The 25,547-nt window shown below is 74.3% G+C and carries 24 protein-coding genes and 1 pseudogene; 7 read left to right on the top strand and 18 right to left on the bottom strand.

Annotation, left to right across the window (positions count from 1 at the left end):
* Positions 1 to 3: 3 nt before the first annotated feature.
* The 12 genes from QE370_RS05875 to QE370_RS05820 form a co-directional block, all read right to left on the bottom strand.
* On the bottom strand, positions 4 to 2,778 hold the full coding sequence (locus QE370_RS05875; protein ID WP_309633766.1) for a molybdopterin cofactor-binding domain-containing protein: 2,775 nt from the start codon (positions 2,776 to 2,778) through the stop codon (positions 4 to 6).
* Positions 2,775 to 3,593: an FAD binding domain-containing protein gene (locus tag QE370_RS05870; protein WP_309633765.1), complete on the bottom strand. Its 819-nt coding sequence runs from the start codon at positions 3,591 to 3,593 to the stop codon at positions 2,775 to 2,777. The genes QE370_RS05875 and QE370_RS05870 overlap by 4 nt, the downstream gene beginning before the upstream one ends.
* A gap of 4 nt (positions 3,594 to 3,597) precedes the next feature.
* A complete protein-coding gene (locus QE370_RS05865) occupies positions 3,598 to 4,461 on the bottom strand; it encodes a MurR/RpiR family transcriptional regulator (protein WP_309633764.1) in 864 nt (287 codons plus the stop codon).
* Positions 4,458 to 5,732: an allantoate amidohydrolase gene (locus QE370_RS05860; protein WP_309633763.1), complete on the bottom strand. Its 1,275-nt coding sequence runs from the start codon at positions 5,730 to 5,732 to the stop codon at positions 4,458 to 4,460. Before QE370_RS05860 ends, QE370_RS05865 begins: the two co-directional genes overlap by 4 nt.
* Complete coding sequence (locus QE370_RS05855; RefSeq protein ID WP_309633762.1) at positions 5,729 to 6,943, bottom strand: alanine--glyoxylate aminotransferase family protein; 1,215 nt, start codon at positions 6,941 to 6,943, stop codon at positions 5,729 to 5,731. Before QE370_RS05855 ends, QE370_RS05860 begins: the two co-directional genes overlap by 4 nt.
* A 35-nt stretch (positions 6,944 to 6,978) precedes the next feature.
* Complete coding sequence (gene allB, locus QE370_RS05850; RefSeq protein WP_309633761.1) at positions 6,979 to 8,316, bottom strand: allantoinase AllB; 1,338 nt, start codon at positions 8,314 to 8,316, stop codon at positions 6,979 to 6,981.
* 8 nt (positions 8,317 to 8,324) lie between these two features.
* Positions 8,325 to 9,728 (bottom strand): nucleobase:cation symporter-2 family protein, encoded by a 1,404-nt coding sequence (locus QE370_RS05845; RefSeq protein ID WP_309633760.1) that lies wholly within the window; start codon positions 9,726 to 9,728, stop codon positions 8,325 to 8,327.
* A 32-nt stretch (positions 9,729 to 9,760) separates the two neighbouring features.
* On the bottom strand, positions 9,761 to 10,678 hold the full coding sequence (gene pucL / locus QE370_RS05840; protein ID WP_309633759.1) for a factor-independent urate hydroxylase: 918 nt from the start codon (positions 10,676 to 10,678) through the stop codon (positions 9,761 to 9,763).
* A 2-nt stretch (positions 10,679 to 10,680) separates the two neighbouring features.
* Positions 10,681 to 10,986, bottom strand: a complete 306-nt coding sequence (uraH, locus tag QE370_RS05835; RefSeq protein WP_253027018.1) for a hydroxyisourate hydrolase — start codon at positions 10,984 to 10,986, stop codon at positions 10,681 to 10,683.
* Positions 10,983 to 11,474: a 2-oxo-4-hydroxy-4-carboxy-5-ureidoimidazoline decarboxylase gene (gene uraD, locus QE370_RS05830; protein WP_309633758.1), complete on the bottom strand. Its 492-nt coding sequence runs from the start codon at positions 11,472 to 11,474 to the stop codon at positions 10,983 to 10,985. The genes uraH and uraD overlap by 4 nt, the downstream gene beginning before the upstream one ends.
* Positions 11,475 to 11,569: 95 nt before the next feature.
* Positions 11,570 to 13,093 carry an AtzH-like domain-containing protein gene (locus tag QE370_RS05825; RefSeq protein ID WP_309633757.1) on the bottom strand — a complete coding sequence of 508 codons (1,524 nt, stop codon included), beginning with the start codon at positions 13,091 to 13,093 and terminating at the stop codon, positions 11,570 to 11,572.
* Entirely contained in the window at positions 13,090 to 14,184 is a 1,095-nt protein-coding gene (locus tag QE370_RS05820; protein ID WP_309633756.1) for an acetamidase/formamidase family protein, read from the bottom strand. Before QE370_RS05820 ends, QE370_RS05825 begins: the two co-directional genes overlap by 4 nt.
* Positions 14,185 to 14,268: 84 nt before the next feature.
* Between QE370_RS05820 and QE370_RS05815 the strand changes: the two genes are divergently transcribed.
* Both QE370_RS05815 and QE370_RS05810 read left to right on the top strand, forming a co-directional pair.
* On the top strand, positions 14,269 to 14,961 hold the full coding sequence (locus QE370_RS05815; protein ID WP_309633755.1) for a YoaK family protein: 693 nt from the start codon (positions 14,269 to 14,271) through the stop codon (positions 14,959 to 14,961).
* Between the two features lie 10 nt (positions 14,962 to 14,971).
* Positions 14,972 to 15,778 carry a DUF1684 domain-containing protein gene (locus QE370_RS05810; RefSeq protein WP_309633754.1) on the top strand — a complete coding sequence of 269 codons (807 nt, stop codon included), beginning with the start codon at positions 14,972 to 14,974 and terminating at the stop codon, positions 15,776 to 15,778.
* Positions 15,779 to 15,876: 98 nt separating this feature from the next.
* Here the strand turns inward: QE370_RS05810 and QE370_RS05805 are convergent, their stop codons facing one another.
* From QE370_RS05805 to QE370_RS05785, 5 genes and pseudogenes are all read right to left on the bottom strand, one after another.
* Positions 15,877 to 16,974: a dihydrolipoamide acetyltransferase family protein gene (locus QE370_RS05805; RefSeq protein WP_309633753.1), complete on the bottom strand. Its 1,098-nt coding sequence runs from the start codon at positions 16,972 to 16,974 to the stop codon at positions 15,877 to 15,879.
* A 115-nt stretch (positions 16,975 to 17,089) separates the two neighbouring features.
* Positions 17,090 to 17,254: pseudogene (locus QE370_RS05800) on the bottom strand (biotin/lipoyl-containing protein); the annotation flags it as partial.
* Between the two features lie 17 nt (positions 17,255 to 17,271).
* A complete protein-coding gene (locus tag QE370_RS05795) occupies positions 17,272 to 18,276 on the bottom strand; it encodes an alpha-ketoacid dehydrogenase subunit beta (RefSeq protein ID WP_309633752.1) in 1,005 nt (334 codons plus the stop codon).
* Complete coding sequence (locus QE370_RS05790) at positions 18,273 to 18,854, bottom strand: thiamine pyrophosphate-dependent enzyme (RefSeq protein ID WP_309633751.1); 582 nt, start codon at positions 18,852 to 18,854, stop codon at positions 18,273 to 18,275. Before QE370_RS05790 ends, QE370_RS05795 begins: the two co-directional genes overlap by 4 nt.
* 61 nt (positions 18,855 to 18,915) lie before the next feature.
* Positions 18,916 to 19,434: a thiamine pyrophosphate-dependent enzyme gene (locus QE370_RS05785; protein WP_309633750.1), complete on the bottom strand. Its 519-nt coding sequence runs from the start codon at positions 19,432 to 19,434 to the stop codon at positions 18,916 to 18,918.
* Between the two features lie 176 nt (positions 19,435 to 19,610).
* Here QE370_RS05785 and QE370_RS05780 point away from each other — a divergent pair, with 176 nt between their 5' ends.
* Complete coding sequence (locus tag QE370_RS05780) at positions 19,611 to 21,353, top strand: FAD-dependent oxidoreductase (protein WP_309633749.1); 1,743 nt, start codon at positions 19,611 to 19,613, stop codon at positions 21,351 to 21,353.
* A 179-nt stretch (positions 21,354 to 21,532) separates the two neighbouring features.
* Here QE370_RS05780 and QE370_RS05775 read toward each other — a convergent pair whose 3' ends face one another.
* The gene (locus tag QE370_RS05775) at positions 21,533 to 22,603 is read right to left on the bottom strand and encodes a histidinol-phosphate transaminase (protein ID WP_309633748.1); all 1,071 of its coding nucleotides are present in this window, start codon (positions 22,601 to 22,603) and stop codon (positions 21,533 to 21,535) included.
* A 76-nt stretch (positions 22,604 to 22,679) separates the two neighbouring features.
* Between QE370_RS05775 and QE370_RS05770 the strand changes: the two genes are divergently transcribed.
* The 4 genes from QE370_RS05770 to QE370_RS05755 are packed head-to-tail and all read left to right on the top strand — an operon-like array spanning position 22,680 to position 25,487.
* Positions 22,680 to 23,645, top strand: coding sequence for a DMT family transporter (locus QE370_RS05770; protein WP_253025922.1), 966 nt, complete (start codon positions 22,680 to 22,682; stop codon positions 23,643 to 23,645).
* Between the two features lie 59 nt (positions 23,646 to 23,704).
* Positions 23,705 to 24,088, top strand: a complete 384-nt coding sequence (locus QE370_RS05765) for a phage holin family protein (RefSeq protein WP_253025934.1) — start codon at positions 23,705 to 23,707, stop codon at positions 24,086 to 24,088.
* A 3-nt stretch (positions 24,089 to 24,091) separates the two neighbouring features.
* The gene (locus QE370_RS05760; protein ID WP_309633747.1) at positions 24,092 to 24,598 is read left to right on the top strand and encodes a low molecular weight protein-tyrosine-phosphatase; all 507 of its coding nucleotides are present in this window, start codon (positions 24,092 to 24,094) and stop codon (positions 24,596 to 24,598) included.
* A 10-nt stretch (positions 24,599 to 24,608) separates the two neighbouring features.
* Positions 24,609 to 25,487, top strand: a complete 879-nt coding sequence (locus QE370_RS05755; protein WP_253025938.1) for a fructosamine kinase family protein — start codon at positions 24,609 to 24,611, stop codon at positions 25,485 to 25,487.
* Positions 25,488 to 25,547 lie beyond the last annotated feature (60 nt).

The raw sequence follows: 25,547 nt of genomic DNA, 5'->3' as shown, positions 1-25,547 counted from the left end.
GACCTACCCCTGGCGCGCCGGGCCCGGCGGCGCGTCGGACCCCGTCTGCGCGAGCCGCCAGACCCGGTCGCGACTCATCGGCAGCGTACGCGGACGGGCACCGAGGGCGTCGGTGATCGCGTTGGCGAGGGCGGGGGCCACCGGGTTGTACGGCGCCTCGCTCATGGACTTCGCGCCGCGCGGACCGAGCTCGTCGTGGGTGTCGGCGAAGAGCACCTCGGTCGTGGGCACGTCGGCCATCTGCGGCACCCGGTAGGACCGGAAGGTGCGCGTGACGACGTGCCCGTCCTCGACGACCACCTCCTCCTGCAGCGCCGAGCCGATCGCCTGCGCGACACCACCCTCGACCTGGCCGCGCAGCTGCTCGGGGTTGATGACGACGCCGGCGTCGGCCGCGTGCACCGACTGCAGCACCCGCACCTCGCCCGACGCGGGGTCGACCGCGACCCGGAAGCCGTGGACGTTGAAGGCCACCGAGCGCGGAGTCCCGTCGTGGGTGCCCTCCGCCGACAGCCCGTCGGGCACGACCTCGCGGAACGTCAGGAGCGACCCGTCGGGCAGGCGCACGCCGTCGCGCTCGAGCGTGCAGTGCCCGCGGGCGACCCCGGCCGAGCGGGCCGCGAGCGTGAGCAGCTCGGCGTGCAGCCGCTCGGCCGCCACGTGGACCGCCTTGCCCGCCACGACCGAGCCGGCCGACCCGTAGGCGCCGGTGTCGTAGCCCGACGTGGCCGTGTCGCTCTGGCGCACGCGCACCCGGTCGGGCGTCGTGGCCAGCTCGGTGGCCGCGAGCTGGACGTGGACCGTGGTCGTGCCGTTGCCGAACTCGGCCGTCCCGACGGAGACGGTGTAGCGACCGTCGGCGTCGACCGCGACGGCGACGTCGGTGAAGTGCCCGCGCGGCGGGATGGTGGCGATCATGGCCATCGCGACGCCGCGCCCCGTCGGCCAGCCCTCGGGCGCCACCTCGCCGCGACCCGACGCGAGCGCCTCGTCGACGAGGTCGAGGCACTGGTCGAGCCCGTACGAGCCGTACTCCAGGTCGTCCTCCTCCAGCGCCGTCACCACGAACGGGTCGCCGGGCACGACGGCGTTGCGACGTCGCAGCTCGACGGGGTCCATCCCCAGCTCGGCCGCGAGGTCGTCCATGGCCGACTCGATGCCGAACATGACCTGCCCGAGGCCGTAGCCGCGGAAGGCGCCCGACGGGAGCTGGTGGGTGTAGACCGCCTCGGCGTCGACCCGCTTGTTGGGGCAGCGGTACTGCGCGACCGACTCGTGGCAGCCGTGGAACATGACGCCGACGGCGTGGTTGCCGTACGCGCCGGTGTCGGACAGCACGTCGAGCTCGAGCGCCGTCAGGTGCCCGTCGGCGTCGGCGCCGAGCGTGACGCCGACCCGCATCGGGTGGCGGCACGGCACGATCGTGAACTGGTCCTCGCGGCTCAGCTCGTACTGCACGGGGCGTCCGGTGCGCAGGACGGCGAGCCCGATGACGTCCTCGACGAGCATCTCCTGCTTGCCGCCGAACCCACCGCCGACCCGGGCGGCGAGCACCCGCACCCGCTCGCGCGGCAGCGAGAGCACGTGGGCGAGCTCGTCGCGCACCAGGAACGGCACCTGCGTGCTCGTGCGCACCACGAGGGTGCCGTCGTCGGCCAGCCAGCCACGCCCGCCGTGCGTCTCGAGCTGGGCGTGCGAGACCCGCGACGTCTGCCACGTGCCCGACACGACGGCGTGGGCCGAGGCCAGGGCCGCCTCGACGTCGCCGTGCTCGTCGTGCAGCTGGGCGACCACGTTGCGGGTGGGCTCGGCGATGCGCGAGACGACCGGGTCCTTGTCGCCGTGCACGAGCGGCGCCCCGGGCCGTCGCGCCGCGTCGGGGTCGAGGACCGCGGGCAGCACCTCGTACTCCACGTCGACGAGCCGGCAGGCCTCCTGCGCGGTGGCGACCGTCTCGGCCACGACCACCGCGACGCGCTGGCCGGCGAACCGCAGGACCGGGTCGAGCAGGCGCGTGTCGTCGGGGTCGTCGAGCCGGCTCTGGTGGCGGCCGGTGGAGTAGAGGACGTCGGGCGCGTCGTGGTGGGTGAGGACCAGGTGGACGCCCGCCAGCGCCTCCGCCCGCGACGTGTCGATCGAGGTGATGCGCGCGTGAGGGTGCGGGCTGCCGAGCACCGCGACGTGGAGCAGGTCGGCCGGCGCCTCCAGGTCGAGGGTGAACGGCTCCTGCCCGGCCACCACGCGGCAGGCCGCCGGCGCGGCGACCGAGGCGCCGAACGCCTCCCCCGCCGCGGCCTCGCCGACGTTGGCCCGGCCCGCGAGGGCGTCGCGCACCGAGCGGTAGCCGGTGCAGCGGCACAGGTTGCCCTTCATCGAGCGGCACAGGTCGTCGTGCGCGAGTCCCTCGGGCAACGTCGACGCCGTGACGACCATGCCCGCCGTGCAGAACCCGCACTGGAACCCGGCCGCGTCGACGAAGCGCCGCTGCACGGGGTGCAGGTCGTCGGGCGTGCCGAGGCCCGAGGCCGTCGTGACCTCGCGACCCGCGGCCCGTACCGCCGGGAACACGCAGGCGTGGGTCGGGTCGCCGTCGACCAGGACGGTGCAGGCACCGCAGTCGCCGGCGTCGCAGCCCTTCTTGACGTCGAGACGGTCGTGGTCGCGCAGGTAGGTGCGCAGGCACTGGCCCGGCGTGGGGGTCGTGGTGACGCTCGAGCCGTTGACCCGCACCTCGAACGTCCCTCCCTCGACCGGCCTGCTCTCGATCGACCTGCTCATGCCAGCTCCTCCACGACCTCGAGCGCGCAGCGCAGGGTCTGCGCGGCGCGCCAGTCGGGCGCGCCGTGCGGGTCGTCGTACCAGTGGTCGATCGCGGCGACCGCGGTCACGACGTCGGACTCCGTGGGAGCCGCGCCGAGGTCGAGCACGTGGGGGCGGTGGGTCGAGGCGGTGACGCTCACGTGCACGGCGCCGCCCGGCTCCCTGCGGCCGACCAGCACCGCGCCCGAGCGGCCCATGCGGGTGAGCGCCGCGCGCCGGAAGGCCGTCGTCGACGCGAGCGACGCGCGCGGCACCTCGAACGCGCGCACGAGCTCGCCCGGGGCCAGCGACGTGCGACGCACGTCGACGACCAAGGACGCGACCGACACCCGACGCTCGCCACCGGGCCCCCACACGACGGCGTCGGCGCCGAGGCCGGTCAGGAACGAGATGGCGCCGCCGGCCGGCAGCGCCAGGCAGACGTTGCCGCCGACGGTGGCACGGCGGGACACCTTGCTCGACATCACGAGCGCCTCGACGCAGGACCGCGCCACCGCGAGGCCCGGGAGCCCGGACCGCTCGGCGTGCGCGACGAGGTCGAGGAGGGAGCACGTGGCCCCGATCGTCAGCCCAGTCGTCAGCCCAGCCGTCGCACCGGCGTCGAGCTCCCAGTCGGGCCAGCCCAGCGCCACGAGGTCGACGAGGCCGGTGGTCGTCACCTGCGGCTCGGAGAACAGCCACGTGCCGCCGGCCAGCCAGGTCTCGCCCGGAGAGAGGACCAGGTCGTCGGGGCCGGTCGGCAGGCGGAGGGTCTCCACGGTGTGCAGGTCCACGACCTCAGTCCTCGATCTCGCCGAGCGCGCGGTAGGCCGCCGCGATCGCGGCCACCCGCTGGCCCGCCGCCGGGCCGAGCGCGTCGAGGACGCGCGACGACAGCGCGGCGACGACGCTCATCGCGGCCGCGTAGCTGTCGAACGCCGCCTGGGTGGCAGCGCCGCACTCGATCCACACGTCGCCCGGCGACGCGAGCCGGCGGCCCGACGGGTCGGCCATGAGCACGACCGTGGCGCCCTGGGACCGGACGAGGTCGAGCAGCGCGGCGATCTCGGGCGGTCGACGACGGAACGCGACCACGACCACGACGTCGTCGGCACCGAGGCCGACCACCTCGTCGGACAGCGACTGTCCCGGCGACGGCGCGACCCCGACGCCGGTCCGCGCCTGCGTCAGCTGCTGGGTCAGGTGCAGCGCCACCGGGTAGCTGTTGCGCATCCCGACGACCTTCACCGTCGTGGCACCGGCCAGCAGCGCGGCCGCCTGCTCGATCGCGGCCTCGGCCGCGGTGAGCACACGGTGCAGGTGCTCGACCTCGGTCTCCAGGTGCCGCGCGACGCTCGGCGGCGCCCCCACCGGCACCGGCAGCCCGGCGTTGCGCAGGACGAGCAGCTGGTCGCGGACCTGCGTGAAGTCCTCGTAGTCGAGCCGACGGAACAGCCGGCTCATCGTCGCCTTGGAGACACCGGCCAGGTCGGCGAGCTCCGAGGCGCGGTACATCGCGAGGTCGTGCAGGTGCTCGAGCAGCACGTCGGCCGCGCGGCGCTCCTGCGGGGCGAGGTCGGCGTACTTCTCGGTGATGCGCACCTCGATCGGCCGCGCCTCCTCGCGAGGAGCACCCGACGGGTCCAGGGCGGTGGTGCTCATGAGGCCGCGACCTTCGCCGCGACCTCGAGGACCGCGGTCTCGAAGGCGTCCAGCCCGCGCGCGACGTCGATCTCGCGGACGTCCTCGTCGGGGTGGTGGCTCACGCCGTCGTGGCAGCGCACGAACAGCATCGCCACGTCGGTGACGGCCCCGACGGCCATGCCGTCGTGCCCGGCACGGCTCCACAGACCCATCGGGGTGGTGTCGCCCGTGCCCTCGATGCCACTGACGACGGCGTCGGTGAGCCAGGGCGCGCAGGGCATCGCGGGCGCCCGGTGCGTCTCGGTGACCCGCAGTCCCAGCCCCCGCGCGGTGCACAGCCGCTGCAGCTCGGCCTCCAGCTCCTCCCACATCGCGTCGCGGGCGGCGTCGGTCGGCGCGCGCAGGTCGAGGCTGACCTCGACGTGCCCGGCGATCACGTTGACCGCGCCGGGAAGGGCCTCGATCCGGCCCGTGGTGGCGATGCAGCCCGACGGGCGGACCATGCGCTCGATCGCCGTGATGCACTCCGCGGCGCCGACCATCGCGTCCTTGCGCCGGTCGTAGGGCGTCCCACCCGCGTGGCGGGCCTCGCCCTCCACCTCCAGGACGAAGCGCCGCGCGCCGGCGATGGTGGTGACGTACCCGAGCGAGGCGTCGGCCTCCTCGAGGTAGGGGCCCTGCTCGATGTGCGCCTCGAGGTAGCCGACGAGCTGCTCCGGGCGCCGCGCGGCGGCGCCCACGGCGCGCGGGTCGAGCCCGAACTCCTCGAACGCGGTCCGCAGGCTCGTGCCGTCGGCGTCGCAGAGGTCCCACCAGGCGGGGTCCCACGTGCCGGCCGCCGCGCAGCTGCCCAGCAGCGCCTTGCCGAACCGCGTGCCCTCCTCGTCGCTGAAGCCGACCACCTCCAGGGCGAACGGCAGGTCGTCCACCCGGTCGCCGAGCCGCTCGGCGACCGCGATGGCCATGAGCACGCCGAGCATGCCGTCGTAGGAGCCGGCGTCGGGGACGGTGTCGAGGTGGGAGCCGAGCAGCAGGGCGGGCAGCCCCGGCTCGCGACCCTCGCGTCGGCCGTACTGGTTGCCGGCCGCGTCCTGGCGCGGGGTCAGGCCGGCGCGGGTCATCCACCGGGCGACGACCCGGTTGACCGCCGCGTGCTCCGGCGACAGGTAGACGCGTTCCAGGTGCTCGGGGTGGGAGGAGTAGAGGTCCAGCTCGGCGCAGCGGGCCAGCACCTCGGCCGCCGAGCCGACTGCGGCCCCGCTCGTGGGCAGGTCCGTCGAGGCGCTCATGCGTAGACCTCCTGCGCGGCGCCGACGCCACCGCCGGCGGTCACGGCGACACCGCCGGACCGCAGCACCTGCTCCAGCGCGGCCAGCGTGACGAGCACGGCGTCCTTGCGGGCGTTGTAGCCCATCGTGCCGATCCTCCAGACCTTGCCGTGCAGAGGTCCGAAGGACGTGCCGATCTCGATGCCGAAGTCCTCGAGCATCGCCGCCCGCGCGGCGTCGCCGTCCACGCCGTCGGGGATGTGCACCGCGACGACGTTGCTCATCTTGTGGTCCACGTCGCCGAAGACCTCGAGGCCGAGCCCGCGCACCCCGGCGAGCATCGCGGCACCGTGCAGCCGGTGCCGCTCGACCGCGGCGTCCATCCCCTCCTCCACGAGCAGCCGCGCACACTCGCGCGCGCCGTAGAGCATCGTCGTGGCCTCGGTGTGGTGGTTGAGCCGACGCGGACCCCAGTAGTCCATGATCATCGCGAGGTCGAGGTAGTTCGAGGCGATGCGCACGCCCCGCGCGACGTCGCGCTCCTCGGCGATGCCCGCCTCGACGTGCCGCCGACCGTCGATGACGTCGACGGCGCGCGGCGAGATCGTGATCGGCGACGAGCCGGACGGACCGCCCAGGCACTTCTGCAGGCCGGCGGTCGCGACGTCGATCCCCCACGCGTCGGTCTCGAACGGGTTGCCGCCGAGGGAGGCGGTGGCGTCGCAGTAGAGCAGCACGTCGTGCCGTCGGCAGATCTCGCCGAGGTCGGCCAGGGGCTGGCACATGGTCGTGGAGGTGTCGCCCTGCACGACCGCGAGCACCTTGGGCCGCACCTCGGCGATCGCCGCCTCGACCTGCTCGGGCGCGAACACGGTGCCCCAGTCGGTCTCGATCGTGTGCACCTCGGCCCCGCACCGCTCGCCGATCTCGGCGAGCAGGTGGCCGAACCGTCCGAAGACCGGCACGAGCACCCGGTCACCGGGCTCCAGGAGCGAGACGAGGGCCGCCTCGATGCCGGCCCGCGACGTGCCGTCGACGAGGAAGGTCTGCTCGTTCGCCGTCGCGAACACCTCGCGGTACAGACCCATGACCTCCACCATGTAGCCGGTCATGGCCGGGTCGTACTGGCCGACGAGCTGGGCCGACATCGCGCGCAGCACGCGCGGGTCGGCGGTGATCGGACCGGGTCCCATCAGCAGGCGGGGCGGGGGGTTCACGGGTGCGGTGTCCATGGGTCCTTCCATCGGTGGTGCGACGAGGTGCGGGGTCACGACGGCGGCCTGCGCAGCTGCCGGCCGTGGCGGTGGTCGACGTGGTCGGCGTCGACCAGCTCGCCACGCACGACCGTGCCGACGACGCGGCCCGCGAGGCGCAGCCCGTCGTAGGCGGAGATCGGGTTCTTGTGGGCCAGCCGTGCCGCCTCGACGTGCAGCTCGGCGCCGGGGTCGTAGACGGCGAGGTCGGCGTCGGCGCCGACGGCGATGCGCCCCTTGTGCGGCAGGCCGACGAGGTCGGCCGTGCTCGTCGACATCCAGCGGCTCAGCCGCTCGAGCGGGATGCCGCGCAGCCTCGCCTCGTGCGCCAGGACGGCGAACCCGACCTGCAGGCCCGACACGCCGCCCCACGCCTGCTGCAGGTCGCCGTCGCCCCTCAGCTTCTCCTCCACGGTCGACGGCGAGTGGTCGCTGACGATGCAGTCGACCAGCCCCTCCTGGAGGGCCTGCCAGAGCGCCTCGCGGTTGCCGGCGTCGCGGATCGGCGGGCAGCACTTGAACTCCGGTGCCGCGTCGGGGATCGTCTCGGCGCTGAAGGTGAGGTAGTGCGGGCACGTCTCGACGGTCAGCGGGAGACCCTCCGCCCGCGCGTCGGCGATCAGGTCGAGCGCCCGCGCGCTGCTCAGGTGCAGCACGTGCACCCGGGCCCCGGTCTCCCGGGCGCCGTCGACGACCTGGCGGATGGCCGACACCTCCGACGCGTCGGGCCGTGAGAGCACGAAGTCGCGGTACGCGCGGCTCCCGGGCGCCGGGGTGCTGTCCAGGATCGCGGCGTCCTCGGCGTGCACGATCAGGAGCGCCTCGAGCCGGGCGACCTCCGCGAGCGCAGCGGCGAACTCGGCACGGTCCAGCGGCGGGAACTCCTCGACGCCCGACGGGCTGAGGAAGCACTTGAAGCCGAACACCCCGGCGTCCCACAGCGGCTCGAGGTCGGCGACGTTGCCGGGCACCGCCCCGCCCCAGAAGCCGACGTCGACCGCGAGCTGGCCCTGGGCCGCGGCGCGCTTGGCGGCCAGGCCCTCGAGCGTCGTGGTCGGGGGCACGGAGTTGAGCGGCATGTCGACGAGCGTGGTCACGCCGCCGAGGACCGCGGCCGCGGTGGCCGAGGTGAAGCCCTCCCACGCGGTGCGGCCCGGCTCGTTGACGTGCACGTGCGTGTCGACGACGCCGGGCACGACGTAGGCGGTGTCGGGCGCGCGGTAGACCTCGCCGGCCGGCACGTCGTCGAGGGGTCCGACGGCCGTGATCCGTCCGTCGTCGAGCGTCAGGGTCGCGGGACGGAACTGCCCGTCGAGGAGCACCTGCTGGGCCTGGATCGCATCGAGTCGCATCGGCGTGGTCAGTCCCTCGACCCGGCCGCCGGTGCGGCAGGCGCGGCGGCTGGCTCCTCGTCCGCACCCCGCTCGCCGCGGCGCAGCACGGTGAAGAACAGGTTGAGCGTGAACGCGACGAGCGCGGCGGCGCTGATCTCCGAGCCCAGGATCGTGGCGACCCAGTCGGGCGTCCTGCTCCAGAACTCCTCGTTGACGACGGGCAGCAGTCCGAAGCCGAGCGACACGGCCACGACGACCAGGTTGCGGTGGTCGTCGAAGTCGACCCGGGCGAGGGTGCGGACCCCGCTCGCGGCGACGGTGCCGAACAGCACGAGGCCCGCGCCGCCGAGCACCGGGAGCGGGATCACCGTCACGAGCGAGGCGAGCACCGGCGAGAGCCCGAGCAGCACCAGCACCGCGCCCCCGGTGGCGACCACGAAGCGGCTCCTGACGCCGGTGAGCGCGACCAGCCCGACGTTCTGCGCGAACGCGGTGGCCGGGAAGGAGTTGAGCACGGGGGCGATCGCGGAGGAGATCATGTCGGCGCGCACGCCGTCGGCCACGCGGCGGGAGTCGACGGGGGTCCCCACGACCTCGCCGACGGCGAGGATGTCGGCGGTGGTCTCGACCATGATGACCACCATCACGACGACCATCGCCACGATCGCGCCGACCTCGAAGAGCGGGGTCCCGAACGCGAAGGGCGTCAGCACGGCCACCACGCTGGCGTCACCGACGCCGTCGAGGCTGGTCCGGCCGACGACGAACGCCACCAGCGTGCCGAGGACCAGGCCGAGCAGGACCGCCAGGCGGGCGAGCGCACGGACCGACGACATGACCAGCACGAGGGCCAGCGTGACGAGGCTGAGCACGAGGTTCGTCGGGCTCAGGTAGTCGGGGTTCTCACCGCCGGCCACGGTCGGCTGCCCGGTGATCCAGCCGGCGGCCACCGGCATGAGGGACACGCCGATGACCGTGATGATCGACCCCGTCACGACGGCTGGGAAGAACCGGATCAGGCGCGAGAGGAACGGGGCGACCACGAGGCCCACGAGGGCCGCCACGACGACCGCTCCGGCGACGACCCGGAGCCCGCGCTCGCCGTCGCTCTCGCCGGCGATGATGGTGACCATCGTCGAGACCGAGGCGAAGCTGATGCCCTGGACCAGCGGGAGGCGCGACCCGAGGAACGGGACGCCGATCGTCTGCAGGATCGTCGCGAGGCCGCTGACGAGCAGCGCGCACGCGACCAGCGTGGCCGACTCCGCCGGCTCCAGCCCGGCGGCGCCGCCCACGATGAGCGGCACGGCGATGATGCCGCCGACCATCGCCAGGACGTGCTGGAGGCCGTAGCCGAGCAGCTGGGGCGCCGGCAGGACCTCGTCCTCGGGACGGGGCGACGCAGCGTGTCCGGTCGCTCGTGCGGTCATCGTCGGTGCTCGCTCTCGTGGTGTCGGTGCGGTCAGCAGAAGCCGGGCACGGTGTCCCAGGCCTGCGGGGCCTGCGGGGCGCCCTCGCGCTGGACGGTGGCCTGGATCAGCCCGTACGGGCGGTCGGCGGCGAAGAAGACCTCGTTCGGGTTGTCGAGCCCGAACGGCTCCAGGTCGACGAGGAAGTGGTGCTTGTTCGGGCAGGACAGCCTGATCTCGGCGACGTCGTCGAACTGCTCGAGGACGGCGCGGCCCATCGCGAAGATCGTCTGCTGCAGGGCGAGGGAGTGCACGCTCGCGAACGTCTCGAGCAGCACGGCCTTGACGGCCTCGTAGCGCGCGTTCCAGTCGACGTCGGTGCTCGTGTAGCGCCACCACGCGGTGACCGACGTGGCGAGGATGCGGTCGGTGGTCTCGCGCAGCGTCGTGTACCGGTCGCGGGGGAACCCGTGGAACTCCGAGCCGGTCGACTTGAGCACCGTCGCGTCCTTGAACCCGGCCAGCACCCACGTCTGGTCGCCGTCCTTCTGCACGACGGTGGTGCGGACCTCCTGGCCCGTCCGGACGAACGAGTGGTCGTGCGGCCGACCGTCGACCGCGATCCGCTCCCACGCGTAGAGCTCGGCCTCCCAGCGACCGCCCGAGACCCAGTCGAAGCTGGTGACGAAGTGCTCGCCGAGGGTCAGCAGGAACTGCTCGGGCGACCCGATGCCGTGCTGCTGCGCGAATGCGTAGACCGTGTTCTTCTGCGTGTCGGTGGCCACGACCTGGCTGTTGTCGCCCTCGACGTGGCAGGCCACGAAGTCGCCGCGCAGCTGCGAGGTGACGTTGAGGTCCTCGATCTGGTGCCGGCCACCGGCGCTCTGCTCGGGGTCGCGCGTGATCCGGACCAGCCGGTTCTCGGCCTTCCCGTACTGGTTCGGTCCCAGGACGATGTCGCCCGTCGCCATGGTCAGCTCCCTCGGTAGGTGGTGTAGGCGAACGGGCTCAGCAGCAGCGCCACGTGGTGGTGCTCCTGGCCCGCCCCGGCCTCGAACGCGACGCGCACGACGGGGTGGAAGGTGCTGCGGTCCTGGTCGGCGAACCAGGGGCCCGTCGCGAAGACGAGCTCGTGGACCCCGGCGTCGACGGGGTCGTCGAACCGGATCCGGCCGTCGGCGTCGGTGGTCGCGGTGACCGCGTCGTCGAGCGAGACGACGAGGCCGGCCGCGGGACGACCGAGCGCGGCGTCGAGCACGTGGGTGGAGAGGGTGGTCATGCGAAGGTGTCCTCCAGCCGCAGCAGGGCGATCTCGCGGAGCTGGCCTGCGGTGACCGCCAGCTCCGTCTCGGGGTCGTGCGTGAGCCGCTGCTCGAGCAGGGCGAGGATCTCCTCGGCGCTGCGACCGGCCGCGCGCACGAGGAAGATCCGGTCGAACCGCTCCTCGTACGCGGCGTTGCCCGCCGCGAGTCGCGCCGCGGTGTCGGCGCTGTCGTCGACGCCGGACTGCTCGCGACCGGAGAGCTCGGCGCTGCGACCCGTGCCGACGTGCCGCTCCCCGATGCGCGGGTGGTCGGCGAGCGCGGCCTCGACCTGCGCACCCGTCCAGCCCGCGGCCAGCGCGTCGGCCCGTGCCACGAGCGCCTCGACGCTCCCGTAGGGGCGACCCGCGACGAGGGCGTCGACCCACGCGTCGACGTCGGCGCAGCTGCGCAGCACGGCCGCGGCCTTCTCGGCGTCGGCCGTGTCGAACGTCGTGATGTCCACGTGGTCCCTCCCTCGTCCCGAGGAACGCTAGGACCATCGTGTTACGTCGCGTGGAACCCGCGTTTCATCCGGGTAACGACGCCGACGGGCTCGCGTCAGACGCGGAGCGGACCCGCGACGAGGTCGAGCAGGTCGAGGTCGCGGCGGGGCGGGCCCACGAGGCAGACGCCGCACGGCAGGCCGTCGGAGGTGGTCAGCGGGACGCTGACCGCCGGCAGCCCGCCGAGCCCGGCCACGCAGGTCAGGCGCAGGGTGGCCGCGCGCACCTCGCCGAGGTCGGCACCCAGCTCCGGCGCCACCGTCGGCGCCGACGGCAGCACGACGACCCGGTCGCCGACGAGCCGGCGCACCGCGTCGCGCGCGCGGGCGGCGTCGTCGGCGGCCTGCACGGCGGTGTCGTGGTCGATCTCGGCGGCCGCCTCGAACCGGTTGCGCACGTCGGCGCCCAGGGAGTCCATCCGCGTGCTCAGCCACCAGCCGTGGCTCTGCCACGCCTGCGCCGCCTGGTGCACCCGGAAGACCTCCGGCCACGTCGCGGGCAGGTCCCAGGACTCCTCGACGAGGCTGCCGCCGTCACCGCCCCAGCCGGTGCCTCGTGGGCCCGCCTCGAGGAACCCCTCGACCGCCGCCCGCACGTCGGGCGACGCGAGGGAGAGCAGCTCGGGCACCACCACGACGTCGCGCACCGGACGCGGCGCCGCCGTCGGGAGCAGCACGGAGCCGACCCGACGCAGCAGGCTCGCGTCGCGGGTCATCCACCCGACCGTGTCGAACGAGGGCGCGAGCGGCATCAGGCCGGCGGTCGGCACGCTGCCGTGCGTCGGCCGCATGCCGTACAGGCCCTGGTAGGCGGCCGGGACCCGGATCGAGCCGCCGGTGTCGGTGCCGAGGCCGATCGTCGCGTGGCCGAGCCCGACGGCCGACGCCGACCCCGACGACGAGCCGCCCGAGATCCGTCCGGGCGCGCGCGGGTTCGGCGGGGTCCCGAAGTGCGCGTTGGTGCCGGCCAGGCTGTACGCGAACTCGTCGGTGCGGGCGATGCCGCGCACCGACGCGCCGGCCCCCAGCAGGGCCTGCACGGCCCACGCGTGGCTCGACTCGACGGGCGCGTGCGCGGCCCAGGTCGGGTTGCCGGCGCCGACCGGCTGCCCGGCCACGGCGAACAGGTCCTTCACCGCGACGCTCTCGCCCGACAGCGGGCCGGTGCCGGGTCGCACGAGCGGGTCGCCGACGGCCCGCCACACGCGGGTGTCGACGGCGGGCGCCGGCACCGCGACGTGCGCGGCCGTGACCTGCCAGCCCACCTCGGTGCGCTCCCACAGCTGCGTCTGCTGGCCGCGGCCGCCGCGCTCCGGCGCCGTCACCGCGACGACGAGCGCGTGCGTCGCGTCGACCACCCGCACGTGCACCTCGGCGATCGTGCGTCGCGGCGCGCCCCCGCGCGACCCGCGGAACCGGCTGATCGTCTCGTGGCCCACGAGCAGCCCGGCGGCGTCGCCGCGCAGCGTGTCGGGACGGTCGGCGAACAGCGCGTCGAGCGTCTCGAGGTCGTCGGACATCAGCGCCGTCTCGTACGCCCAGAACGCCTCGAGCAGCCCCTCGGGCGCGTCGTCGCTCATGCGAAGTCCGCCATCCGGATCCGGGCGTGCACGCCCTTGACCACGTCGACCACCTGGCTGATGTCGAAGTCGGTGGCCGCGCTCAGGTACGCGTAGGCGTGCCGCGGGTCCATCCCGTAGCGCGCCTGCAGCAGCCCGATCGCCGCGCGCACGCAGTTCTGCGTCGCGACGTCGAGGTCGGGGTCGAGGCCCGTCGGCACGAGGTAATCGCGGGTGCGCGCCAGCGGGCCGACCAGCTCGCCGAACTGCGCCACGGCCTCCTCTCGCGGCACGACGTCGAGCCGCACCGTCGCTCGCAGCGACGCCTCCATGGCGGTCAGCGCGACCTCCCCGCCACCCTGCGCGAAGTGCGGGTCGCCGACGTAGGCCAGCGCGCCGGGCACCTGCACGGGGAGGTAGAGGGTCGCGCCCGCGGTGAGCAGGTTGATGTCGAGGTTGCCGCCGTGCGCACCCGGCGGCACGGTGTGCGGCCGTTCGTCGCCGGCCACCGCGACGCCCATGATGCCGAGGAAGGGTGCGAGCGGGAACCGGACGGTGCGCTCGTCCTGCGGTCCGTACGTCATCACCCCGGTGTCGCCCTCGGCGCGGGCGAACACGCTGAAGACGTCGCCGTCGAGCGGGTACTCGCCGGGCAGCGCGCCCCTGCCGTGCCGGTTCGACACGACGCCGTACGGCACCCGCTGCTGCGCGTCGACGAGGGTCATGGCCAGCAGGTCGCCCGGCCGTGCGCCACGCACCTCGATCGGTCCGGTGACCACGTGCGGACCGTCGACCCCGAACGTCCGCGCGTAGCCCGAGGCGGCCAGCGCCACGGCGTCGTCGAGCACGTCGACACCGTGCGGCTCGAAGAACGCGCGCGGGTCGCGGCCCTGGTCCTCCAGGATCCCCTCGTGGCTGATCGTGTCGACCACGACCTCCTCGCCCGGGTCGACCGACAGCACGGCGCGGTCGGTGGCGCAGGGCAGCCGGCCCCACAGCACGTGGTCCCCCGTCGAGGGCAGGTAGGTCGCGCCGGACGGGACGCCCGTGCCCGTGTGGAGGGGTGCGGAGGCGAGCGGCGTGCTGCCGGGGAGGCCCTGGTGGGTGGTCATGGACGGACACCCTAGAGACCCCATGTCACGGACTCGTGACATCCCGGCCACGTCGCCGCGGCACCCCGCCGTCAGACTCTGGGGATGCTGCGCCGCATCACGTCCGACCGGATGAACCTCGTCCTCATGCTCGCCCTCACGTTCTCGACGGGGGTGATCGACGCGGTCGGCTACCTCGGCCTCGACCGTGTGTTCACCGGCAACATGACCGGCAACGTCGTGATCCTCGGCATGGCCGTCGTCGGGGCCGACGACCTCCCGATCCTCGGACCCGCGCTCGCCCTCGTCGGGTTCCTGGCGGGCGCGGCGCTCGGCGGTCGGGTGCTGAAGGGGGCGCGGACGGGCTGGTCGGCACGCACCACCACGTTGATCGCCTGCGTCGGGGTGTCGATCCTCGCGCTCGGCGTCGTGCTGTTCGTGGTCGGCGACGAGGTGGGCCACGCGGGCCAGGTCGTCATCACGACGCTGCTCGGTGCGGCGATGGGCCTGCAGGCCGCGACCGCGCGGTTCATCGCCGTCAAGGACGTCACGACCGTGGTCGTCACGTCGACCATCACGGGCCTGGCCGCCGACTCGGTGCTCGGCAACGGCAAGGGCGGCGGGTCGGGTCGGCGCGTGGCCGCGGTGGTGCTGATCCTCGCGGGCGCGGCGGCGGGCGCCCTGCTGCTGCGCTGGCACCTGGGGGCCGGTCTGCTGCTCGCCGCCGCGATCACGCTGGTCGTGTGCCTGGTGGGGGCGCTGCACGCGCGAGCTGCGGTCCCCGCGTCCGCGCCGTAGCTTGGGCGGTGTGCTGCTGACCTTGGTCGACTGGCGGGTGCGCGTGGCCGCGCTCTACGAGCAGGTCCGCGCGGACCCGGACCCCGAACGGGGGCACGCGACGTGGCGGCAGGGTCGCGACGAGCTGTTCCGCAGCCATCCGCAGTCGCCGCTGCCGGCGCGCGACCCGCTGCGCGAGACCGGCCTGCCGTACTGGCCCTACGACCCGGCGTGGCGTTTCGAGCTGCCGCTCCTGCCCGCACCGACCGACGCGTGGGACCCCGACGAGCGCGTCGTCGACGGGGGCGGTGACGGCGACGTGACGATGCTGCGGACCGGGCAGCTGGCGCTCCCGTCGGGCTCGACGCTCGACGTGTGGACGCTGCAGCAGTATGCCGGCGGCATCTTCGTGCCCCTGCGCGACGCCACGTCGGGTCGCGCCGACGGCGCCGCGTCGTACGGCGCTGGCCGCTACCTGCTCGACACCGCGAAGGGTTCGTGGCTCGGCGGGGGTGCCGGGCCCCGGGCGGCCGACGAGCACCGCGGGGGTGCCGGGCCCCGGGCGGCCGACGAGCACCGCGGGGGTGCCGGGCCCCGGGCGGCCGACGAGCACCGCGGGGGTGCCGGGCCCCGGGCGACCGATGGCCACGGCGGGGGTGCCGGGCCCCGGGCGGCCGATGAGCACCGCGGGGGTGCCGACGGGAGCACGGTCGTGCTCGACCTGAACTTCGCCTACCACCCGTCGTGCCGCTACGACGACCGCTGGCGCTGCCCCCTCGCGTCGCCGGGCAACACGGTCGCCGACGTCGTCGAGGCGGGCGAGCGCCTCCCCTCCTGACGTCAGGATCACCCCACCGCAAAGGGTGCGTCCCACCCCAGCGTTGCGTCCGGGGGGTTGCCCTTGGGGTTGGGCCCAACCCCAAGGGCACGTCCCGGTCAGAAGGTGAGGGCGAGGGCGGGGTCGCGCAGGATCGACGCCACGTCGGCGAGGAAGCGCGAGCCCTGCTGGCCGTCGACGACCCGGTGGTCGAAGCTCACCGCGAGCGTCGTGACCCACCGGGCCTCGATGCGTTCACCTGCGCCGGAGGCGGCGCCGGGGGTACCGACCACCCACGGGCGGCGGTCGATCTGGCCGACGCACAGGATGCCGGTCTCGCCCGGGTTGAGGATGGGCGTCCCCGCGTCGACGCCGAACACGCCGACGTTGGTGATCGTGAACGTGCCGCCGCTCATCTGCGCCGGCTGGGTGCGGCCGGCGCGGGCGGTGGCGGTCAGGTCGGCCAGCGCCTCCCCGAGCTCCAGCAGGCTCATCCGGTCGGCACCCGGGATGTTCGGCACGACGAGACCGCGCTCGGTGGCTGCGGCGACGCCGAGGTTCACCGACCCCTTCAGCACGATCTCCTGCGCCGCCTCGTCCCAGCTGGCGTTCAGCTCGGGCGTGCGGGACAGCGCGAGGCACACGGCCTTCGCGACGACGAGCGTCGGCGACACCTTCACGCCGGCGAACCGACGGTCGGCCTTGAGCCGCTCGACGAGCTCCATCGTCGCGCTCACGTCGAGCGTCACCCACTCGGTGACGTGCGGTGCGGTGAACGCCGAGCTGACCATGGCCTGCGCGGTGGCCTTGCGCACCCCCTTCACCGGGATGCGCGTGTCAGCCTCCACCGACCGCACCGGCGTGGCGGCGGGCGACGCGGCCGTGGGCCGTCGGCCGGCGATGAACGCCTCGACGGCGGCGCGCGTGACCACCGGCCCGTCGCACGGCACGTCGAGCAGGTCGACACCGTGGTCCTTCGCCAGCTTGCGCACCGGCGGCTTCGCCAGGGCGCGCACGTCGTCCGCGCGCCCCGCGGGCTGCGCCGCAGGCTCCAGCGTGGTGACCCCACCGGAGGACTCGGGCACGGACGGCGTCCCGTCGCCCTTGCGCCGACGTCGACGCGTCGACGCGGTCCGCACGCCGTAGCCGACGAGCACCGGCTCGCGCTTCTCCCCCGGCCGGCTGGTCCGCCGGCGCCTCGTCGTCCGCCGGCGCATCGGCCTCGACCAGCGACGACGCGTCGTCCGGCACGACCGGCCCCGTCGGCCCGCCGATCGCGATGATCGGGGTGCCCACCGGCACGGTCGTGCCCTCCGGCACCAGCAGCGCCGTCACCTCGCCCGCGAACGGGCTGGGCAGCTCCACGACCGACTTCGCGGTCTCGATGTCGACGATCGTCTGGTTGACCTCGACGACGTCACCGACGGCGACGTGCCACGTGAGCACCTCGGCCTCGGTCAGTCCCTCGCCCACGTCGGGCAGCCTGAACTCGCTCATCAGTGCTTCCCCTTCTCTCAGAACGCCATCGCGCGGTCGACGGCGTCGAGCACACGGTCGAGGTCGGGCAGGAACTCCTCCTCCACCCGGCTGGGCGGGTAGGGCAGGTCGTAGCCGGTGACGCGCAGCACGGGCGCCTCGAGGGAGTAGAAGCACTCCTCCTGCACCCGCGCGGCGATCTCGGCGCCGAGGCCGAGGGTGCGCGACGCCTCGTGCACGACGATCGCGCGCCCGGTGCGCCGCACCGACGCGTGCACCGGTGCGAGGTCGAGCGGGCTGAGCGTGCGCAGGTCGATCACCTCGAGGTCGACACCGTCCTCCGCCGCCGCCTCCGCCGACTCCAGGCACGTGCGGACCATGGGACCGTAGGCGAGCAGCGTCGCGTGGCGACCGTCGCGCACCACCTGCGACGCGTGCAGCGGGGTGCTCTCCTGGCCGACCGGCCCGGCGTCCCAGTAGCGACGCTTGGGCTCCATGAACACGACCGGGTCGTCGCTGGCGATCGCCTGCTGGATCATCCAGTACGCGTCGTGGGCGTTCGACGGGCTCACCACGCGCAGGCCCGCCGTCAGGCAGAACTGCGCCTCCGGGCTCTCGGAGTGGTGCTCGACCGCCCCGATGCCGCCACCGAACGGGATGCGGATCACGGCCGGCATCCGCACGACGCCCTGGCTGCGGGCGTGCAGCTTGGCGACCTGGCTGACGATCTGGTCGTAGGCGGGGTAGACGAAGCCGTCGAACTGGATCTCCATCACGGGCCGGTAGCCGCGCAGCATCATGCCGACCGCGGCACCGACGATGCCCGACTCGCCCAGCGGCGTGTCGATCACCCGGTCCTCGCCGAAGTCCTTCTGCAGACCCTCGGTCACGCGGAAGACCCCACCCAGCGGGCCGACGTCCTCCCCCATGACGACGACCTTCGGGTCGGCCTCCATGGCTGCGCGCAGCCCGGCGTTGACGGCCTTGCCGAGGCTGAGCCGCTGTCCCACGGCCGACGTGCGCTGCTCCGCGACCGCGCTCATGCCCGGCTCCCCTCGGTCTCGAAGGAGTCGCGGTAGGCGAGGTACTCGGCCTTCTGCGCGGCCAGCTCCGGGTGCGCGTCGGCGTAGACGCCGTCGAACAACGCTCCGAGGTCGGGCTCGGGCAGGGACCGGCAGGCCTCGCGCAGGTGCGCGCCGAGGTCGTCGGCCTCCGTCTGGAGGTCGGTGAAGAACGACTCGGGCGTGTCGAGCTCGCGCAGGTGGCGCTCCACCCGGGCCAGCGGGTCGCGGTGCCGCCACGCCTCGACCTCGGCCGAGTCGCGGTAGCGCGTGGGGTCGTCGGACGTCGTGTGCGCGCCCATGCGGTAGGTGACCGCCTCGACGAGGGTCGGACCCTCGCCGTCGCGGGCCCGCTGCAGCGCGGCCTGGGTGACCGCGTGCACGGCGAGCACGTCGTTGCCGTCGACGCGCACGCCGCCGAAGCCGTAGCCCGCGGCGCGCTGCACGAGCGGGGTGCGGCTCTGGCGCGCGAGCGGCACCGAGATGGCCCAGTGGTTGTTCTGGCAGAAGAACACGACCGGGGCGTTGAACGACGACGCCCACACGAACGCCTCGTGCACGTCGCCCTGGCTGCTGGCCCCGTCGCCGAAGTACGCGAGGGCGGCGGCGTCGCGCGTCGGGTCACCCGTGCCGACGGGCGCCGTCGCGCTGCAGCGCCATGGCGTAGCCGGTGGCGTGCATCGTCTGCGCGCCGATGATGATGCTGTACAGCGCCATGCCGGTCTCGGCCGGGTCCCAGCCGCCGAGCTCCACGCCGCGGAACAGGCCGAGCAGCCTGGCCGGGTCGATGCCGCGGCACCAGGCGACGCCGTGCTCGCGGTATGTCGGGAACGCGAAGTCCTGCGCACGGAGCGCGCGACCCGAGCCGACCTGGGCGGCCTCCTGGCCCAGGCACTGCGCCCAGAGGCCGAGCTCGCCGTGGCGCTGCAGCGCGTGCGCCTCGTGGTCGATCCGCCGGACGAGGAGGAGGTCGCGGTACAGCGACCGGATGCTCTCGTCGTCGCCGTCGAAGGTGTAGCGCTCGTGCTCGACGCGCCGTCCCTCGGGCGTCAGGAGCTGGACGAGCTCGGTGTCGACGGTGGCCGGGGTGGTCACCGGCCGCACCGTCTCGGAGCCGGGGGTGTGCACGGGTACGGTCATGCGTTGTTCCTCTCGCGTCCGGCGTGGGGTCTCCACGGCGGTGGGGCGGTACGGGACCGATGGCCTGCAGTGGTGGCGCAGACGTCCTGGTCGGGGGCGTGACCGCAGTCACACCTGTGGTCACCGTAGCCGGTCAGAGGGACGACGCCAAGGGGGCGGCTTCCTAGACTGGCGTAGTGGACCACCCGGTGATCGTCCTGGCGAGCGACGAGCACGCCTCCCACCTCGACGACGAGTTCCGTCGCTACCACCGCGACTACGACGTCCGCGTCGTGCGCACGTGCGCCGACGCGACCGCGCTGCTCGAGCGGCTGTGCGCCGCCGACCGGCAGATCGCCCTGCTCGTGCAGGACGCCGCCCTGCCCGACGCCGACGTCTGGACGTCGTTCGCCGCGTGGCGCCGCGTCGTCCCCACGGCCCGCCGGCTCGTGACCGTGGCCTGGGAGCGGTTCCTCGAGGAGGGCGATCGCCTGCGCCCGGGTCTGGCGCACGGGAAGTTCGACGCCTTCCTGCTCATGCCCCGCGGCCTGCGCGACGAGGAGTTCCACGCCGCCGTCGTCGAGCTGCTGTCGGACTGGGGCTCCACCGTGGCGCGACCCGAGGTCGAGACCATCCGGCTCGTGTCGAGGCCGGGCAACCCGGTCACCGCCGCCGTCCGCGACTTCGCCCACCGCATGGGCATCCCCGCGGGCGTCCACCACCCCGACAGCGACGTCGGCCGCGAGATCCTGGCCGAGCTCGCCGCCGGCCGCGAGGCGTCGGGCGAGGTGCAGGGGTCGGACGCGGGGCCGGGCGAGCCGGTGGTGGCGAGCGTCTACCGCGCGCCGTTCGTGGCGACGTCGGTGCGCGAGGTCGCGCAGGCGCTCAACGGCTCCAGCGGGGAGACGGTGCTGCCCGACGTGGTCGACGTCGCCGTCGTCGGTGCCGGGCCGGCCGGTCTCGCCACGGCGGTGTACGCGGCCAGCGAGGGCCTCAGCACCGTCGTGCTGGAGGCGGAGGCGGTCGGCGGCCAGGCCGGCACGAGCTCGATGATCCGCAACTACCTCGGCTTCCCGCGAGGCGTGTCGGGCATGCGGCTCGCGCAGCGCGCCCGCAACCAGGCGGTCCGCTTCGGCGCCCGCTTCCTCACCGGCTGGGAGGTCGACGCGCTGCAGCCGTGCGACGCGTCGCTGGCCCACGACGAGCGCGAGCACGTGCTCACCACGCCCGGTGGCGGCCACGTGCGGGCGCGCTCCGTCGTCATCGCGACCGGTGTCGCCTACCGGCACCTGGGCGTCGAGTCGGTCGAGGAGCTCGTGGGTCGGGGCGTGTACTACGGGTCCGCGATGACGGCGGCCCCGGAGGTCGAGGGCCAGCCCGTCGTCGTGGTCGGTGGCGGCAACTCCGCCGGACAGGCGGCGATCCACCTCGCCCGCTTCGCGTCGTCGGTGACGATCGTGGTCCGCCGCGACCTCTCCGAGACGATGTCGCAGTACCTCATCGACGAGCTGCGCTGGAACGAGCGCGTCCACGTGCGGGTCGGGGTCGAGGTCGTCGACGGCGGCGGCGCGGGCCTGCTGGAGTGGCTCGACCTGCGCACGAACGCGTCGGGCGAGGTCGAGCGCGTGCCGGCCGCGGGCCTGTTCCTCCTGCTCGGCGCCCGGCCGACCTGCGGCTGGCTGCCCCCGTCGGTCGCGCGTGACCCGCGCGGCTTCGTGCTCACGGGGCGCGACGTGCCGAAGGAGGCCTGGCTCGGGCCGGGCGGCGTGCCCGGCCCGTGGGCCTCCGACGCGATCGTCCCGCCCGACACCCTGGCCACCACCGCACCCGGCGTGTTCGCGGTGGGCGACATCCGCTCCGGATCCATGAAGCGCGTCGCCTCCGCCAGCGGCGAGGGCGCGTCGGTCGTGCCGTTGGTCCACGCCTGGCTGGCGCCCTGATCCTGGGGGCCGGCGCGTGGCCCCTCCGGCGGTGGGTTCTCCACCGTTCGATCGGTGGATCATCAACCGCAGGGGCGGCTCTGCGGTTGCTCCGCCACCGGTCCGCGCCCACGGCGCCCAGCGGTGGATCCTCAACCTGAAGAGCACTCCTGCGGTTGCTCCGCCACCGATGGCCAGCCCTACCGCCCCGTCAGGTGCCGCGCGGCGACGTCGAGGAGGCGCTCGTTGGCCGACGTCGTGCCGACGCTGACCCGCACGCCCCCGCCGTCTGCCACCGCACCGGGGAAGGGGCGCACCGCGACGGGCCAGAAGGCCTCGGCGAGCTGCGGGCCCTGGTCCGACGGCAGCCACACGAAGTTCGCCTGGCTGTCGGGCACGGTCCAGCCCTGGGCGCGCAGGCCCTCGAGCAGCAGGCCGCGACCCTGCACGACCTCGTCCACGCGCTCGGCGAGCTCGTCGACGGCGTCCAGCGATGCCACCGCAGCCGCCTGCGCGACGTCGCTGACGCTGAACGGAGGCGTCGCCTTGCGGACGGCAGCGGCGACGTCGGGATGGCCGACGAGGTAGCCGACGCGCAGCCCCGCGAGCCCGTAGGCCTTGGAGAAGGTGCGCAGCACGAGGACGTTGTCGAAACGGGCCTGCAGGTCGAGGCCGCGCGCGGCGTCGGGGTCGCGGACGAACTCGACGTACGCCTCGTCGACCACCACGAGCACCGACGACGGCAGGGCGGCGACGAAGCGCTCCAGCTCGTCGTGGCGCACCACGGGTCCGGTCGGGTTGTTGGGCGTGCACACCACGACCACGCGCGTGCGGTCGGTGACGGCGGCGGCCATCGCGTCGAGGTCGTGGGTGTGGTCGGCGCGCAGCGGCACGGTCACGTGCGTGGCACCCGTGACGGTGACGGCGATCGGGTACGCCTCGAACGAGCGCCACGCCGTCACGACCTCGTCGCCCGGGCCGCAGTAGGCGTCGAGCAGCGAGAACAGCACCGCCACCGATCCCGTGCCGGCGGCGAACGCGTCCTCCGGGCGCGACAGGTGGCGCGACAGCGCCGCGTGCAGCCGCGCGACCCCGGCGTCCGGGTAGCGGTTGATGCGCGCCAGCTCGGCCGCGGCACGCTCGACGACGCCCGGCAGGGGCGGGAACGGGTTCTCGTTGCTCGACAGCTTCAGCTCGTCGTGCTCGGCAGGCCGACCGGCCTTGTACCCGGGGATCGCGTCGAACACGGGACGGGGCGAGGGGACGGTCATGGGCCCGAGCGTAAGCCCCCGCCTCGCGGCTCGACCCGCCGACGTCCCCGGCACCGCAGGCCACGATGATGCTGCCGTGAGCCTCTCCGAGCAGCGTGTCGTGCGGTCGCCCCTGGTCGGCTACGCGCTCGTCCTCACGGCCGCCGTCCTGTTCGGCCTCAACGCGGGCGCGTCGCGCATCCCCCTGCGCTCCGGCACCGACGAGGCGACGTTCACGACCGTCCGCATCACGGCCGCCCTCGTCGTGCTGGTGGTCGTCGCGCTCGTGGTCGACCGGCGCGCGCTGCGCCTGCCGACGCTGCGACGCCTCCCCCTGCTCCTGGGCCTCGGCGTGCTGGGCATCGCGGGGCTCCAGGGGTTCTACAACGTCGCCATCAACCGGCTGCCGCTCGGCATCGCGCTGCTGCTGGAGTACACGGGCCCCGTCCTGGTCGTGCTGTGGGTGCGGTTCGCCCGACGACGTCCCGTGCACGCCCGGATGTGGCCCGCCCTGGGCCTCACCCTCGCCGGGCTGGCCGTCGTGAGCCAGGTGTGGTCCGGGCTCGCGTTCGACGGCCTCGGCGTCGCCGCGGCGCTGCTGGCGGCGGTCTGCTTCGCGAGCTACTTCCTGCTCGGCGAGGACGACGGGGTGTCCGCCGACCCGCTGCACCACATCATCTGGGCGTTCGCCCTCGCCGCCGTCCTCATGAACGTGGTCGCACCCGTGTGGCGGGCCGACGCGCTCGGCGCCGACGCCTCGATGCTCGGACGGCTCGACGACCTCACGGTCCCGGCGTGGGCGGCGATGGCGTGGATCGTGCTGCTCGGCACCGTCACCCCGTTCTTCCTGCTCCTGCTCGCGCTGCGGGCCCTCCCCGCGACCGTGGTCAGCGTCGTCGCGATGCTCGAGCCGGTGGTCGCGACGCTCGTCGGATGGGGCTGGTACGCCGAGTCGCTCACGGCGGTGCAGCTCGGCGGCGTCGCGATGGTGCTCCTCGGCATCGTGCTGGCGCAGACCGCGCGGCGCGACCCGCACCCCGACGAGCTGCCACCGCTCACCTGACGCGGAACGCGTTCCGGCGCACGTCGCGCCGACGTCGCGGACGCTGCGATGATCGACGCATGCTCTCCCGACTTCTGACCTCCTGGGTGCTCGGTGCGGCGGCCCTCGCGACGGCCGCGTGGCTGCTCGGCACGCACATGAGCATCGGCACCGCGACCGACACGACCTCCGAGCGGCTCGTCACCCTGGCCGTGGTCGCCGCGATCTTCGCGGTCGTCAACACGTTCGTCGCGCCGGTGATCAAGCTGCTCTCGCTGCCCTTCATCATCCTCACGCTGGGTCTCCTGCTGGTCGTCATCAACGCCGTGCTGCTGCTCCTGACGTCGCGGATCGCCGACGCCCTGAACGCGCCGTTCTTCATCGACGGCTTCGGCTGGGCCGTGCTCGCCTCGATCGTCATCTCCGTCGTCAACGCCGTGCTCGGCTCGTTCGCGGAGGACTGAGCCGTGGCCGACGCACCCCTGCGCCTCGAGGTGACCTGCCTGGGCAACATCTGCCGATCGCCGATGGCCCACGTCGTGCTCGAGCAGCGGCTCGCCGACGCCGGGCTCGCCGACGACGTCGTCGTCACCTCCTCCGGCACGGGCGGCTGGCACGAGGGCGAGGCGATGGACGAGCGCGCGGCCGCCGCCCTGCGCGACGCCGGCTACGACCCGAGCCGGCACCGGGCGCGCACCTTCACCCGCGACACCTACGCCGAGACCGACCTGATGCTCGCGATGGACGCCAGCAACCTCGCCGACATGACCGACCTCGCCCCGACCGTCGCCGACGCCGGCCGCGTGCGGATGTTCCGGTCCTTCGACCCGGAGGCCACCGAGGGCGACGACGAGGTCGACGACCCCTGGTACGGCGGACCGGAGGGCTTCCAGCGCGTGCTGGCCGTCGTGGAGCGCACCAGCGACGCCATCGTCGCCGCCGTGCCCAGGCTGCGCGCCGAGGTCACCGGGTAACCTCGCGGCCATGGCACGGATGACGGGGACGGCGGCGCGCGCGGAGGCGCTCATCGGGCACGGGGTGGTCGCGACGACCCCCGTGGCGGGTGGCGACATCTGCACGACCACGCGGCTGCGCCTCAGCGACGGACGCGTCGCCGTCATCAAGACCCGGCCCCAGGCACCGACCGGCTTCTTCGCCCGGGAGGCCGCCGGTCTGCGCTGGCTCGCCGAGGTCGCCGACGGCGCCAAGGTGCCCGAGCTGCTCGGTGCCGACGACGACTGCGTCGTGCTGGCCTGGGTCGAGCCCGGCAAGCCGACCGTGGAGGCCGCCGAGCGGTTCGGCCAGGCGCTGGCGCGCACCCACGCGGCCGGCGCGCCGACCTTCGGCGCCGACGTCGACGGCTACATCGGCCTCGCCCCGCTGCCGAACCGGCCGCTCGAGACCTGGCCGGAGTTCTACGCGTCGCGGCGCGTCATGCCGTACGTGCGTGCCGCCGTGCAGCGCCGCGCGCTCACCGCGGAGCAGGCCGCCACGATCGAGCGGACCATGAGCCGCATCCACGACGTGGCCGGGCCCGCCGAGCCGCCCGCCCGCATCCACGGCGACCTCTGGTCGGGCAACGTCGTCTGGGGCACCGACGGCGATGCCTGGCTCATCGACCCCGCCGCCCACGGCGGCCACCGTGAGACCGACCTCGCCATGCTGGCGCTGTTCGGGCTGCCGCACCTGCAGCGCGTGCTCGAGTCCTACGACGAGGCCGCGCCGCTGGCCGACGGCTGGCGCGCCCGCGTCCCGCTGCACCAGCTGCACCCCCTCCTCGTGCACGCGGTGCTGTTCGGCGGCACCTACGGCGCCCGCGCGGCGGCCGCCGCGAAGGCCGCGCTCGAGCCGCCCACCGACTGACGCCGCCGCGCGTCGAGCCACGCTCTCAGCGCACGCACAGGGGCATTCGGCACACTGGGG

Origin of the sequence: Aeromicrobium sp. SORGH_AS_0981 (assembly GCF_031453195.1) — a bacterium.
Classification (GTDB): Bacteria; Actinomycetota; Actinomycetes; order Propionibacteriales; family Nocardioidaceae; genus Aeromicrobium.
This window is presented reverse-complemented; position numbering and strand designations above follow the sequence as displayed.